This is a genomic window from Corynebacterium sp. AOP40-9SA-29 (genome assembly GCF_052377405.1).
Lineage (GTDB): Bacteria > Actinomycetota > Actinomycetes > Mycobacteriales > Mycobacteriaceae > Corynebacterium.
This window is the reverse complement of record NZ_JBQSWR010000006.1, coordinates 248,418-263,461: the sequence shown is the minus strand read 5'-3', so window position 1 is coordinate 263,461 and position 15,044 is coordinate 248,418. Positions and strand designations below refer to the sequence as shown.

Genomic DNA, 15,044 nt, shown 5'->3' with positions numbered 1-15,044 from the left:
GTGCCGGCGGGTGCCGGCCAGATCATTCCCTAGATGATCCCCTGTGCGGCCATCGCGTCGGCGACCTTGCGGAAGCCGGCGATGTTCGCGCCCACCACGTAGTCACCTTCCATCCCGTACTCCTCGGCGGTGTTCGCCGTGGTGCGGAAGATGTTGCCCATGATGTCGCGCAGACGCTTGTCGGTGTAGTCGAAGGACCAGGAGTCACGCGAAGCGTTCTGCTGCATCTCCAGGGCGGACGTCGCCACACCGCCGGCGTTGGCGGCCTTGCCCGGGGCGAAGTCGATCTTGCGCTTCGAGAAGACCTGAACCGCGTCGTGGGTGCAGGGCATGTTCGCGCCCTCGGCGACGTACTTCACACCGTTGTCGGCGAGCAGCTCGGCGGAGGCGCCGTCAAGCTCGTTCTGCGTGGCACACGGCAGCGCCACGTCCGCCTCGACCTCCCAGACGTTGCCGCCCTTGTGGAAGGTCGCGCCCTTGGCCTCCTTGGCGTAGTCGGCGACGCGCAGGCGACGGACCTCCTTGATGTCCTTGAGCAGCTCGACATCCACACCGTCCGGGGTGGTGACGTAGCCCGAGGAATCGGAGAAGGCGACAACATTGGCGCCGAGCTCCTGGGCCTTCTCGATGGCGTAGATCGCCACGTTACCCGAACCGGACACGATGACCTGGGCGTTGTGGAGACGCTCGCCGCGGGCGGCCATCATCTCCTGGGTGAAGTACACCGCGCCGTAGCCGGTGGCCTCGGTACGCACCAGCGAACCGCCCCACTGCAGGCCCTTGCCGGTCAGCGTGCCGGACTCGTGACGGCCAGCCATACGACGGTACTGACCGAAGAGGTAGCCGATCTCACGGCCGCCGACTCCGATGTCGCCGGCGGGCACGTCGATCTTGTCGCCGATGTGGCGGCCAAGCTCGGTCATGAAGGACTGGCAGAACCGCATGATCTCCAGGTCGCTGCGACCCTTGGGATCGAAGTCGGAGCCGCCCTTGCCGCCGCCGATGGGCAGCCCGGTCAGCGAGTTCTTGAAGATCTGCTCGAAGCCGAGGAACTTGATGATGCCCAGGTTCACCGACGGGTGGAAACGCAGACCACCCTTGTACGGCCCGAGCACCGAGTTGAACTGCACGCGGAAACCACGGTTGACGTGGACGTTGCCCTGGTCGTCGACCCACGGGACCCGGAAGATGATCTGACGCTCCGGCTCGGTCAGCCGCTGGATCAGGCCCATGTCTGCGTAGTGGGGGTCCTTACGCAGAACGTGGGTGAGGCTGTCGAGAACCTCGGAGACCGCCTGGTGGAACTCCGGCTCACCTGCATTGCGCTGGAGGATCTGCTCGTAATAGGTCTTGACTGTGGCATCGACGTCCATCGTGCTCCCTTCGGTGAAATCTTCTTTACCTGGGATATTTTACCTGCCGGACACAGTCGATTTAACGCCCTCGCTACACAAGTGACCCATGACACACATTCTGACCTCGTTTGTTTCGTCCACAGCCAGCACAGGAAATAGTGCCGAAACATTAAAGAAATGTTCCGCGGACGCTCCCCAGGCACCCTGATCACCCCCGTCAGCCACCCCTGTCACTGATACCGGTAGCACCATCGCGCCCCGCGGCAGTGCCCCACAGCCCCAGCAGGCCCCGGACACGAAAAAACGCCGCCTCCACCGTATGCACGGTGGAGGCGGCGTCCGACTGGCCCGCCGAGGGCCTACAGCAGGCCCAGCGGGGAGACGGGAGTCCTACTCGGACTCAGCAGCCTCGGCGTCGTCAGCCTTCTCGGCTTCCTTCTCAGCGGCCTTGTCGGCAGCCTCAGCCTCGGCAGCAGCCTTGGCCTCAGCCTCTTCCTTGGCCTTACGCTTCTTGTCGGTGATGGCCTCAGCGGTGGGCGCGTCGGCAGCCTCGGCGAGAGCGGCGTTGAAGAGGTCCAGCTTGGAGGTCTTCTCCGGCTGGGGCTTCAGGGTGCCCTCGGAGCCCGGGAGACCCTTGTGGGCCTGCCAGTCACCGGTGACCTTCAGCAGGGCGAGGACCGGCTCGGTCGGCTGGGCACCGACGGACAGCCAGTGGCGAGCGCGATCGGAGTCGATCTTGATGACGGACGGCTCAGCCTTCGGCTCGTAGATGCCGATGTTCTCGATCACCTTGCCGGAGCGGGGGGTGCGGGCATCGGCGATGACCACGCGGTAGTGCGGGGTACGGATCTTACCGAGGCGCTGGAGCTTGATCTTGACGGACATGGTGGTCCTCTTTCCTGTTGACGGTCACCGGGCAGTACGGTCACCCGCTCCCCCACGCCTCCCACCACGGTGGGGACCTCTGGAGTCACGGGCCGGTTCAACCCTTGGATTTATCCTGCGCGTGACCACCGGACGACCGGGGTCGTGATCGGTGTTACGCAGACTGCTCGACACTACAGTGCGGCAGGTCAGACGAACAAATCCGCAGGACGCGCCGGCCGCTCCGCGCGGCCGGCCGGCGCGCACCTCACGGGAAGGTGCCTCGCAGGAAGGCGCCTAGCGTCCCTTGCCGAAGTCGAGGTTGTCCATGTCGATGTTCTCGAAGCCCTCGGGCATCTGCTGCTGCATCTTCTTCAGGTCGGCCATCGACGGCATTCCGCCGCCGCCACCGGGCATCCCCGGCATGCCTCCCATACCCGGCATTCCCGGCATCCCCTGCGGCATCTGCTGCTGCGACGGGCCCTTCTTCGCGGGCTTGCGCTTGCCGTTCTTACCCTTGCGACCCTTGGGCTTCTTCTTCGTCGCCGAACGGCCCATACCGCCGCCGCCCATGCCGAACTGGCCGGCCATCTTGCCCATCATCTTCTTCGCCTCGTGGAAGCGGCTGACGAGCTGGTTGATGTCGGCGACGGTGACACCCGAACCCGCGGCGATGCGCTTACGGCGCGAGGCGTTGAGGATATTCGGGTTCTCGCGCTCGGCCGGGGTCATGCCGCGGATGATGGCCTGGATCCGGTCGAGCTGCTTCTCGTCGACCATGTCGGCCATGTCGTTCATCTGCTTGCCGCCGGGCAGCATCTTGAGCACATTGCCCAGCGGGCCCATCCGGCGGATCATCAGCATCTGGTCGAGGAAGTCCTCGAGCGTGAGCTCCCCGGAGGCCATGCGGGCGGCGGAATCCTCCGCCTTGCGCTGGTCCATGACCTGCTCGGCCTGCTCGATGAGGCTGAGCACGTCGCCCATGCCCAGGATGCGGTTGGCCATGCGGTCCGGATGGAAGACGTCGAAGTCTTCGAGCTTCTCACCGGTGGAGGCGTACATGATCGGCTTGCCGGTGACCTCACGGATCGACAGGGCGGCACCACCACGGGCATCACCGTCGAGCTTGGTGAGCACCACACCGGTGAAGTCCACGCCGTCGCGGAAGGCCTCGGCGGTGGTGACGGCGTCCTGACCGATCATCGAGTCGATGACGAACAGGACCTCGTCGGGGTTGACCGCGTCGCGGATATTGCGCGCCTGGGTCATCAGGGTCTCGTCGATGCCGAGACGTCCGGCGGTATCGATGATGACCACGTCGTGCTTGGTGCGCGCAGCCTCTTCGATACCTGCCTGGGCCACGGCGACGGGGTCACCGTGACTGGTGCCCATCTCGTGGTCCAGCGAATCCAGCGAGGTGCCGGGGTCGGGCGCGAAGGTGGGTACCTCGGCGCGCTCACCGACGATCTGCAGCTGCTGCACCGCACCAGGACGCTGCAGGTCACAGGCCACGAGCATGGGCGTGTGCCCCTGCTTGGCCAGGTGCTTGGAGAGCTTTCCGGCCAGGGTGGTCTTACCCGCACCCTGCAGGCCGGCGAGCATGATCACCGTGGGCGGATTCTTAGCCAGGTTCAGACGCCGGGTCTCGCCGCCGAGGATGTTCTGCAGTTCCTCGTTGACGATCTTAATGACCTGCTGCGCCGGGTTGAGCGCCTCGGAGACGACCACGCCATTGGCGCGCTCCTTGACCCGCTTGATGAAGGCGCGGACGACCGGGAGGGAGACGTCGGCCTCCAGCAACGCCAGACGAATCTCACGCGCGGTGGCGTTGATGTCCGCCTCGGTCAGCCTGCCTTTTCCGCGCAGGCCCTTGAGGGCGCCGGACAGGCGATCGGACAAGGACTCAAACACTGTTGAACTACTCCCTTACGCAATGGCTTCTGACCCCACCACCGTACCCGGTGTGTGCGGACCTTCCTACTTACCCCCGAAAACGACGCAGGACGCACCGCGTGCGCAGGACGCCCCGCGGCCGGTGGGCCGTGGGGCGTCCGATGCGTCCGGCGCGTCCGGTGCGTCCGGTGCGTCCGGTGCGTCCGGTGCGTCCTAACTCTTTTGGTGCGCCTCGTCGGCGAGGTCGTTGGCCCGGTGGGCATCGCCCTGGGCGGAGTCGAAGTCGTCGACCTCCTCGAACTCCTCCTCGTCGGAGTAGGAGTAGGCGGACTCGGCGTGCTGGGTGGTGTCGATGCCGGCGGACTCGTCGTCGCCGGAGATCCTCCAGCCCATGGTGTACTTCAGCGCCAGGCCGATGACGGCGGTGACGATGGCGCAGAAGACCACGGCAACCAGAGCAATGACGATCTGGACGATGAAGAGCTTGAATCCGTCCGCGCCACCACCGGTGAGCAGGCCACGGTCGGTGGCCAGCAGGCCGATAGCCATCGTGCCCCAGATGCCGGCAACCAGGTGGACGCCCACGACGTCCAGCGAGTCGTCGAACTTGAAGCGGAACTTCAGGCCCACGCCGACGGCGGCCAGCGCACCACCGATCGCACCGAGGATGATGGCGGTGAGCGGGGTCAGGTCACCGGCGGCCGGGGTGACCGACACCAGGCCGGCGACAACACCGGACGCGGCACCCAGCGAGGTGGTGTGCCCGTCGCGCAGACGCTCCACCAGCAGCCAGCCGAGCATCGCGGCACAGGTGGCGGCGGTGGTGTTGAGCCACGCCAGACCGGCCTCGCCGTTGGCGCCGAAGGCGGAGCCGCCGTTGAACCCGAACCAGCCGAACCACAGCAGGGCCGCGCCGAGCATGACCAGCGGCAGGTTGTGGGGGCGCGAGCCCTCCTTCATGAAAGTGCGCGAACGGCCGATGATCAGGGCCAGCACCAGGGCCGCCACACCGGCGTTGATGTGCACCACAGTGCCGCCGGCGAAGTCGATCGGGGCGATCGCGGCGACGGTCTCGCCGTCCTCGGTCGCGGTGCCGAACATCATCGCGGCCAGGCCGTCCTCACCGTCGGAGAGCAGTCCGCCGCCCCAGACCATGTGGGCCATCGGGAAGTAGGCCAGCGTGGCCCAGATCCCGGCGAAGACCATCCAGGTGGAGAACTTCACGCGGTTGGCCAGCGAACCGGAGATGATCGCCACGGTGATCACCGCGAAGGTCAGCTGGAAGCCGATGTCGATCACATTGGCGTACCCCTCGGCGCCGACGATGTAGTTGCCGGCCGAGTCGGTGACGGAGTCCTTCAGACCGAAGAACTCGAAGGGGTTGGAGAACAATCCCCCCACGGTCTCTGTGCCATAGGACATCGACCAGCCCCAAAGCACGTAGATCACGCCGATCAGCCCCAGCGTGCCGAAGGACATCATCATCATGTTCAGGGCGGACTTCTGACGCGACATTCCGCCGTAGAACAGGGCCAGTGCCGGTGTCATCAGCAGCACCAGTGCGGCGGACATCAGCATCCAGGCCGAGTCGCCTGTGGCTGCCGCCATTTCCTCGGGTGTCATTTCGGGGGACTCCTCAGGGTTGCGTGGGGGTTGTCTCCGGCCGGTAGCGCCGGTGTCTCACCCTGAGTAGTTAAGTTGCCCGATGTTTCGACTGTTCATGCCGCATGATTTCGTGTGCATGAAAAACACCGCCGTAAGATTACGGCGGTGTTTCAGTGATGCGGTTCTAGGCTTGGAGTTAGCCCAGCAGGGCGTCCACGAAGCCCTCGACCTCGAACGGGGCGAGATCATCGGCGCCTTCGCCCAGGCCGACGAGCTTGACGGGCACGCCGAGCTCCTCCTGCACCTGGAAGACGATGCCGCCCTTGGCGGTGCCGTCCAGCTTGGTCAGGGCGACACCGGAGATGTCGACGACGTCGCGGAACATGCGTGCCTGGACCAGTCCGTTCTGGCCCACGGTGGCGTCGAGCACGAGGATGACCTCGTCGACCTTGGCCTTCTTCTCCACGACACGCTTGACCTTGCCGAGCTGGTCCATCAGGCCCACGGAGGTGTGCAGACGCCCGGCGGTGTCGACCAGGACGACGTCGATGCCGTCGTCCACGCCCTTGGCCACGGCGTCGAAGGCGACGGATGCCGGGTCAGCACCCTCCTTGCCGCGCACGGTCTTCGCCCCGACGCGACGTCCCCAGGTCTCCAACTGGTCGGCCGCTGCGGCACGGAAAGTGTCCGCCGCTCCCAGCAGGACGGAGTGGCCCATGCCCACGAGCACGCGGGAGAGCTTGCCGGTGGTGGTGGTCTTACCGGTGCCGTTGACGCCGACGACCATGATCACCGCGGGCTTGCCCTCGTAAGGCATCGCGTGGATCGAGCGGTCGAGGCCGGGCTTGCAGGCGTCGATGAGGCAGGAGCGCAGCAGGGCGCGGGCCTCCTCCTCGCTGGAGACACCCTGGTTGGAGATCCGGTTGCGCAGATCCTCGACCACGGCGAGGGTGGTCTTGGTGCCGAGGTCCGCCATGATCAGCGTGTCCTCGATCTCCTCCCAGGCGTCCTCGTCGAGGTCGCCGGCGGACAGGATGCCGAGCACACCACGTCCGATGACGTTCTGCGACTTGGAAAGGTTGCCGCGCAGGCGGCCGATACGTCCCTCGACCGGGGCGATCTCCTCGACGGGCTCGGGAGTCGGCTCGGGTTCCGGGGCGGGCTCTTCTTCCGGCTCCGTCTCGGGCTCGGCTTCGGGCTCTGCTTCGGGCTCGGGCTCGGGAGTCGGTTCCACGACGGGAGCAGGAGTCTGCTGGGGCTCCGGCTCTGCTTCGGGCTCCGGCTCTTCTTCCGGCTCAGGCTCGGGCGTGGGCTCGGGTTCCGGGGTGGGCTCCACGACGGGAGCGGGAGTCAGCTCAGGCTCGGGGGTGGGCTCGGGTTCCTGCTCAACCTCCGGCTCCACTTCGGGCTCAGGAGTCGGCTCAGGTTCCGGGGTCGGCTCAGGCTCAGGTGTGGGCTCGGGCTCGGGAGTCGGCTCAGGCTCCGGAGTCGCCTCCGGCTCCGGCTCCGGGGCTGGCTCAGGAGTTGTCTCAGGCTCAGGTGTGGGCTCGGGTTCGGGAGTCGGCTCAGGCTCAGGCTCCGGCTCCGGAGCAGGCTGCGCAACCGGCGGCGTCGGCGTGGCCGGCGGCTCCTTGTCCCCGCCGAGTTCCTGACCCGGAAGAACCTCAGGTTCCTTCTCCGACACACCGGCGGCGCTACCGGCGCTGAAGTTGAATCCACCCTGCGCCTGGTAGTTGCCAGAGGTCGGCTTCTTCTCCTCGATCTCCGACTTCTTCTCGAAGGAGATCTCCTTCTGCTTGCCCCGACGGATGCCGAGGACGATCAGCAGGGCGACGATGACAATGACCGCGACGGCGGCTATGACTATCCAGATAATCGGGTCCATGCCACCAGTGAACCAAACGACCGCCGCCCCGTGTGCCGCAGGGCGCGGATTTCTCCCCCAGCGCCCCCGTCTCCCCCGCCGCCGTCCACCAATTCGGGACGCCACCTTGACCCCTCAGGTCGCCGTGGCTCCTCCTCAACGACCTGAGGGCTCAAGGTGCGGCACCTTGAGCCCTCAGGTCATCCCAGCCCCTGCGAAACGACCTGAGGGCTCAAGATGAGCTCAGGACGCCCCGGAGGGCCAGCGCGCTACTCGCTGATGATGGAGTCGATCGCCGCATCAGCAGCATCAACCTCTGCCGAAGCATCAGCCTCAGCCGAAGCATCATCCTCCACCTCATCCGGCCCGAACACACCAAGCACCATCGCGTCGGCGGCGACGAGGTCACCGGTCACGAGATCAGGCACGATGCGCGCGATCTCCGCCCAGCCCGGGTATGCCGAGGACAGCTGCCCGGTCGATCCCAGCCGCCCGTGGGCGTGCATGCGTGCGGCAATCGCCAGAATCATGCTGATCACCGGGGTCAGAGCCCAGCGGTTGTCCGGGTTGTCGGTGTCCACGTTGTCGAGCTTGTCGAAACGCACGCGCGCGGAGGTGTACAGCTGCCGGTTCGTCTGGCGGATCCGGCGCAGCAGCGCCAGCGCCACGCGCAGCAGACCCGGATCGGCGAGCACCTGGCCGAGTTCCTCACGGTGACGGAAGGTCTCGAATACGGCGATCAGTCGCGAGTTCTCCTCCGACAGCGCACCGGGCACGACCTGCGAGCCGGCGAAGAAGGTCGACAGCACGGCCTCCTGCTGCTCCGGGGACAGTTGCGCGATCTGCACGGTGGTGGCGTCGATGCAGGACGTCTCCAGCGTGGCGTCGCGTCCGGTCTCCACGGTCTGCGACAGCGGTGTGCCGCCGATGCCGGAGAGCCGGCGTCCGATCTCACGGCGAGCCATGGTGTCGTCGTCATCGGTGGCGGCGAGTTCGCCAAGAATTTCCAGGGCGGCAATCCAGGCCACGCCAGGGCGCGGGTCCGGGGAGGTGGAGCGCAGTGAGGCGTGCACCAGCCCGGACAGGATGAACTGCGCCGGACGGTCCGAGGACGGCACCAGCGAACGCGACATCGCGCGCAGTGCTTCGCGCGGGTGGCGCGCCAGGGCTGCGTGCATCGCGGCACTGGCGTCCGCGGTGGCTTCTCCGGTCAGCCAGCCGGCCAGCACGTCCCACAGCACGGTGAGGACGTCGGTGTCCTCGGGCAGTTCGTCGGACGCTCCGGCGAGGTAGGCGGCGAGCTGCGTCCAGGGGCCACCGTCGTCCGGACGGGCGTGGCCAGGCACGTCGACGCGCAGGGAGCCGGGTCCGGGGGACGCGGCGGGGTGCAGCGGGCTGAAGCGGTCGCGGTTGTGGAACTGCACGCTCAGCGCGCCGGCATCGGTCAGCTCGGCGGGCAGTTCAGCGACGCCACCGGTGAAACTCAGGACGCGGGCGGACATCCACGGGGCGGTCAGCGACCAGACCCACGCCGGGGAGTCGACCTTCGGCGACACGCTCAAGCTGCCGCGGGTGCCGTCGCCTTCCGGGGCGGTGTAGGTCAGGGTGCGGTCCTCGGCAGGACGCATCGTCACCAGGCGCACACTGTGGCTGCGTCCGTCGGCGACGAACTCCAGCTCGCAGGAACCCTCGGTGAGCAGCGGAAGCGAGCCACGTACCGACGACAGCGACACCGACCAGGTCACCTGGTCCACGGTGCCCAGGCGCAGGGTGCGCACCGGGGCACCGTGCCGGTCACGAATGACCAGACGCGGGGACTCCACGGGCATGCCGGGACGGATCCGGAAGCGGGTGGCGGAGTTGATCTCCACGGCCGGGGCCACGAGCGACTCGGTGCGCCACATCGGATCCTCGCCGATCAGCGGCAGCTGGAAGCGCAGGCGCGGCGGCTCCACGACCAGCGGCAGAGCGTCGCCGGCATCGGTCTCGGCGATAACCTGGACGGACTTCTCATCGGTCTTCACGTCCACCGTGCGTGGGATGAACAGCTGCTTGTCGCCCTGGAACAGGGAGACGGTCACCGGGGTCAGCCCGGCGGCCAGGCCCAGTCGGGGGCTGGCCGGAGCCTCGATGTCCATGCCCTCGACGATGGCGAACTCGTGGCGGAAAGACTCATTACGCGGGCCGCGCAAGCGCACCAGGTACTCCCCGACCCACGGGGTCTCGTAGGCCTCGGGGTCGAAGACGTCGAACATGCCGCCCTCGGCGGGCACCTCCAGCGGCTCCTCCTCCGTGACCTCTTCGCCGGTCTCATCCGGGCCGGCCCAGGAGCTCACCGACAGGAACCAGATCTCCGGCGCACCGGAGACGGTGGCCGGGAACACGGCCTGCAGGCTCGAGGAGTGCACGGGCAGTCCACCGACGGTGCGGATGGCCTGCAGCACGTTCTCCGGCTCGCGGAACCACACGCGCTGGCGGGCGTCCACACAGCGCACGGTGCCCATCGCCGGACGTGCCACGCCCGGACGGTCGATCAGCAGTGCGGTGGCCTCGGACAGGTCCAGATCACGGATGACCCAGCCGTCCCACGCCTTGACCTGCCACTCGCCCAGCACCGGGATGGTGCGGTCGGCCACCGGATCCACCGCGGTGGAGTCTTCAGGGCAGACCACGAGCACGCGCGAGTGGTGCAGGGAGACACGGTCGGTGAGGTCCTTGCCGCGGCGGGTGAAGACCATGACCGGGTCGGCGTCGTCGACGACGGGCAGCACCCAGGACTCGCCGTGGGTCAGGTCGCGCACGCCGATCTCGCGCACCGGACGCCGCACCGGCAGGTCCAGCGTCTCGGTGACCGGACGCCCGGGGGCGTCGGAGCGACGCGTGCGGAAACCGGCCGGACGTCCGTCGACGTCCACGTGCCAGCGCACCTCATCGATAGATTCGACAGAGTCGACAGAATCATCAGCGTCGCTGGGATCCTCGAGCGGCTGCTCCGGAAGACGCAGCACCACGCGCTGCCGGGCCAGGTCGATGGCCAGGCGCGGACGGTCTTCACGGGTACCCACACCAACGCGGTGGCGTCGGGCTGTGGTGCCGGCGGGACGCTCACGCAGTTCCTCGACGACGTCCTCGAGCACCAGCGGCGCGACCGCGGCGTCCTGCCCTGAATCAGAACGAGCATCAGAACGGGCTTCCGTCACGGAGTTGACCCAGTGGTCGGGGTGTTCGGCGGCGAGCTGCACCACGCGCACCACCGGGGCGATCAGTCGCTCAGCGAGCGCGGGCAGCGCGGCACACAACGGGCCGGCCTGCAGGGACTCCTCGGCGAGCACGGCGACCACGGCGGCGGCTTCCTCGGCCGGGGTGGCCAGGGCCTCACCGGCGAGACGACGAGTGTCGATCAACTCAATGAGCTCGGGCACCCAGTCGGTGGCGATACCGACGTGGGCGAACAGGCGCCCCAGGTCCCCGTCGGAGCCGGCGGCCGCGGCGTCCATGGGGTCCAGGCCCGCACGGGTGAGGATCTCGGCGTAGTCGATCAGCGAGACCCGCTCGGCGGTCGGCTCGATGCCCAGGCCGGTCCAGAACTCCGACTCCAGCTCGCCGACCACGTTGAGCCTGGCGGCGCGGAAGATCAGGGTGGAGGCGGTCAGCGCGGGGCAGGTGCGCAGCAGCGCGTCCTCCCCCGCACCGGCGCGGATCTGGCGGGAGAGGAACTCCCCGTAGAAGATGGTGAGGCGTTCAAGCTCATCACCGGTGATGTCCAGGTCGACGAACACGGCGGGGTCACCGCTGAGTTCGCCGAGACGTCGGGCGAGTTCTATCTCCGTGCTGGACGCCCAGGCGAGGAGATTGTCGGAGAGATCGGCGATGGGGCTGTCTGCAGGAGTCGGGGTGTTGCTCACGTCGACCTATTCTAGGAGGAGCCGGAGGGTTCGGCAGGTTTGGGGTCCATGCGTTGGGAAATGACCCGCGTGACGCCGTCGCCGCGCATGGTCACCCCGTAGAGCACATTGGCCACGTCCATGGTGGGTTTCTGGTGGGTGATCACGATGAGCTGCGAGTCTTCGCGCAGTTCCTCGAACAGGGCGATGAGCCGGCGCAGGTTTACATCGTCCAGCGCGGCTTCGACCTCGTCCATGACATAGAAGGGGCTGGGGCGGGCGCGGAAGATGGCGACGAGTAGCGCCAGGGCGGTCAGCGACTTCTCTCCGCCGGAGAGCAGCGAGAGACGTTTGACCTTCTTGCCGGGCGGGCGGGCCTCGACTTCGATGCCGGTGGTGAGCATGTCGTCGGGGTCGGTGAGCACCAGGCGTCCGGCGCCGCCGGGGAACAGCGTGTCGAAGACGCGGGGGAATTCATCCTCCACGTCGTTCCACGCCTCGGTGAACAGGGTGAGGATGGTGTCGTCGACGTCCTTGATCACCCCGTCGAGGTCATCGCGGGCCTTCTCCACGTCGTCGAGCTGGGTGGCCAGGAAGCGGTGGCGTTCCTCGAGGGCGGAGTACTCCTCCAGCGCCAGGGGGTTGACCTTGCCCAGTGAACGCAGGGACTTCTCGGCCTGCTTGAGTTCGCGAGCGGCGAGGTCGCGGTCGAAGTCCTCGCCGGGTGCCTCGGCGAGTAGCTGGGCGGAGGTCATGGCGAGTTGGTCCATGGCCTGTTCCAGGGCCTGTTCGATGCGCAGCTGCGCCTGACTGCGGGCGATCTCGGCGGTGTGGGAGGTATTGGTCAGGTGATTCAACCGCAGGGTCAAGGTGTTGACCTTGTCCTTGCGCTCATTCAGCGCGCCCTGCCACTGCCGGTGCGCCTCGTCGGTGCGCGCCCGCGTGCCTTCGGCACGGTGCAGGGCATCGCGGATGCGCAGGTCCACTCTCCTGGCCTGCTCGGCGACGACCGCAGCGCGTTCACGGGCTGCCCGACGACTCGCCGCCGCGCGTTCGAACTGCTCGCGTGCCGCGGTCTCCTGGCGTGCCTGACGGCGCAGCCCCTCGCCGCGTCCCCGGTGGTTGCCGGCGCGTTCCTCGGCGGTGCGCAGCGACAGTCGGGCCTCCATCTCCATGGCGCGCGCCTGGGTCAGCGCCTGGGACGCCGCATCGCGTTCAGCTGTGGACGGTTCGGCGCCGCTGCCGGCGCCGCCGCCGTCATCTTCCTCGTCGAGCCGTGCCAGACGCTCGGCGACCTCATCGGCCTCGGTGGCCAGCGCGTCGCGTCGGGCTTCTGCCTCGTCGCGTTGGGCAACGACCTTGTCCAGCAGTCGGCGCGCCTGGCCCGCACTGCGTTCGGCGGCCTCGGCTCGCTGACGAGCTGCGGTGAGCCGGGTGCGGTGATCGCGCACCGCGGCGGTCGCCCCGGCTGCGGCGGTGCGCAGTTCCTCGGCGGCCTGCTCGGCGCCGGTGAGTGTGGCCTGCAGGTCGGCGAGTTCTGCCTGACGCTCGGCGATCTCCCCGGACGCCCGGTCGATGCGGGTGGACAGCTCCACCGGGGTCGTCCCTCCGGAGCCGGCGGCGACCCAGCCGGCGCCGAGGAGCACCCCGTCGGCGGTGACGGCGCGCAGGCGCGGATCGGCGGCGACCACGCGGCGTCCTTCCTCGACACCGGGGACGGCGACGACGTCGACGAGCAGGGCGGTGACGGCCGGCACCACGGCGTCGTCGACCTCCAGGTGGTCGAGCAGCCAGCCGGCGTGCGTGGTTGACGTGGTGATCGCCTCAGAGTCCAGCCGCCAGGAGCCTGAACTTTCTCCGGCACCGTCACCGGCGAGCAGGACGGCGCGCCCTTCCGCCGCCTCCACGAGAGCGTCCACCAGCGAGTCGACGGAGCCGGCGTCGCCGCCGGCGAGCCCGGCGGGCAGCACCGCGGCGACCGCGCGCTCCCAGCCGTCGTGCACGCTCAGTAAATCGGCGAGAGGACGCAGCGCGTCCAGCCCACGCTCGGCGGCCGCACGCACCGCCACCGCCGCACCGTCGGTAGGACGCAACTGGTCGCGCCACGCGTCCACCGACGCCTCCAGCGAGGCCACGGCGCGTTCCAGGTCGCGTTCGGAGCCGCGCAACTCCCCTACCCGCTGGTCGGCGCCGGTGGACTCCTCGGCCGCGCGCGCCGCAGCGTCCTCCAGTCCGGCGCCCTGGTTCTCCAACTCGGCCAGGGCGTCGGCCGCATCGGCCGCCTCGGAACCGGAGGTGGCCTCCAGGGCCTCGCGTTGCTCGTCGACCGACTGCTGGAGCCTCTCGATCTCCTCGGCGGCGGCGGTGCGCCGCTGGTCCACGGCGTCCTGCTGGGCAAGAAGCCGGACGATCCCCTCCCGCCGGTCGGCGATCGCGCGGACCTGGGCAAGGTGCTCGCGCTCGGCCTCGCGGGCGGCCTCGTCACGGGCGGCGACGTCCTCGCGGATGTTCTCCAGACGCTCCGCGGCGAGTTCCACCTCCTCATCGAGCACCGCCTGCTCCTCCTCGGCCTGCTCGGCGCGGGCGATGAGTTCCTCGGGGTCCTGGCCGGTCCATTGAGTGTCCGCGCCGGAGTCGTCGGCCCGGTCGGCGGCGATGCGCAGGGTGGCAGAGTTCTTCTCGGCGACCGTGGACAGCCGGAACCACAACGACTTCGCCGCCTCGGCCTCCTCCAGGGCGGTGCGTAGTTCCTCCTCGGTGACGGCCAGCGCGGTGGTGTGCTCCTCGAGCTCGGCGTTGAGCTCGGCGATGTCGGCGTCGAGGACCTTCGTCTGCGCGTCGGCGTCGTTGAGTTCCTCGGAGAGCCGACGGACCTTGTCGGCGGTGAGCAGCAGCCGGTTGGAGCGGATCGTGGCCTGCACCTGCTCGGCGCGTTGGGCGGCCTCGGCCTGGCGTGCCAGCGGCTTGAGCTGCTTGGCCAACTCGTCGGTCAGGTCGTGCAGACGATCCAGGTTGCCCTGCATCGACACCAGTTTGCGCTGGGCCTTCTCCTTACGACGGCGGTGTTTGAGGACGCCGGCAGCCTCCTCGATATAGGCGCGGCGTTCCTCGGGACGCGACTCCAGGATCTGGGCGAGACGGCCCTGCCCGACGATGACGTGCATCTCGCGGCCGATGCCGGAGTCCGAGAGCAACTCCTGGATATCCATCAGACGGGCCTTGGAACCGTTGATCTCGTACTCACTGGCCCCGTCGCGGAACATGCGCCGGGTCACGGAGACCTCGGAGTAGTCGATGGGCAGCGCGCCGTCGGCGTTGTCGATGGTCAGGGTGACCTCCGCGCGGCCCAGGGCCTTGCGGTCGCCGGCTCCGGCGAAGATGACGTCCTCCATCTTGCCGCCGCGCAGGGTCTTCGCGCCCTGTTCGCCCATCACCCAGGCAAGTGCGTCGACGACATTGGACTTGCCGGATCCGTTCGGTCCGACGACCGCGCAGATTCCGGGTTCCAGTTTCAGGGTTGTCGCCGACGCGAAGGACTTGAAACCCTTCAGGGTCAACGACTTGAGGTGCATGGCGGAG

General features: G+C 68.2%; 8 protein-coding genes. 1 reads left to right on the top strand and 7 read right to left on the bottom strand.

Going from position 1 to position 15,044, the window contains the following annotated elements; translation table 11 throughout:
* Nucleotides 1-29: 29 nt before the first annotated feature.
* From gdhA to ffh, 3 genes are all read right to left on the bottom strand, one after another.
* Entirely contained in the window at nt 30-1,373 is a 1,344-nt protein-coding gene (gene gdhA, locus ACT3SZ_RS12265; protein ID WP_444618995.1) for an NADP-specific glutamate dehydrogenase, read from the bottom strand.
* Nucleotides 1,374-1,745: 372 nt separating this feature from the next.
* On the bottom strand, nt 1,746-2,240 hold the full coding sequence (gene rpsP, locus ACT3SZ_RS12260) for a 30S ribosomal protein S16 (protein WP_444618994.1): 495 nt from the start codon (nt 2,238-2,240) through the stop codon (nt 1,746-1,748).
* Nucleotides 2,241-2,516: 276 nt separating this feature from the next.
* Entirely contained in the window at nt 2,517-4,130 is a 1,614-nt protein-coding gene (gene ffh, locus ACT3SZ_RS12255; protein WP_444618993.1) for a signal recognition particle protein, read from the bottom strand.
* 22 nt (nt 4,131-4,152) lie between these two features.
* On the opposite strand from ffh, the gene ACT3SZ_RS12250 reads away from it, so the two are divergent.
* A complete protein-coding gene (locus ACT3SZ_RS12250) occupies nt 4,153-4,329 on the top strand; it encodes a hypothetical protein (RefSeq protein WP_444618991.1) in 177 nt (58 codons plus the stop codon).
* On the opposite strand, the gene ACT3SZ_RS12245 is transcribed toward ACT3SZ_RS12250, so the two are convergent.
* From ACT3SZ_RS12245 to smc, 4 genes are all read right to left on the bottom strand, one after another.
* On the bottom strand, nt 4,326-5,735 hold the full coding sequence (locus ACT3SZ_RS12245; RefSeq protein ID WP_444618989.1) for an ammonium transporter: 1,410 nt from the start codon (nt 5,733-5,735) through the stop codon (nt 4,326-4,328). The genes ACT3SZ_RS12250 and ACT3SZ_RS12245 overlap by 4 nt on opposite strands.
* A 178-nt stretch (nt 5,736-5,913) precedes the next feature.
* Nucleotides 5,914-7,602: a signal recognition particle-docking protein FtsY gene (gene ftsY / locus ACT3SZ_RS12240; protein ID WP_444618987.1), complete on the bottom strand. Its 1,689-nt coding sequence runs from the start codon at nt 7,600-7,602 to the stop codon at nt 5,914-5,916.
* A 248-nt stretch (nt 7,603-7,850) separates the two neighbouring features.
* Nucleotides 7,851-11,486, bottom strand: coding sequence for a hypothetical protein (locus ACT3SZ_RS12235; RefSeq protein WP_444618985.1), 3,636 nt, complete (start codon nt 11,484-11,486; stop codon nt 7,851-7,853).
* Nucleotides 11,487-11,497: 11 nt separating this feature from the next.
* Nucleotides 11,498-15,037 (bottom strand): chromosome segregation protein SMC, encoded by a 3,540-nt coding sequence (smc, locus tag ACT3SZ_RS12230; RefSeq protein ID WP_444618984.1) that lies wholly within the window; start codon nt 15,035-15,037, stop codon nt 11,498-11,500.
* Nucleotides 15,038-15,044: the final 7 nt, after the last annotated feature.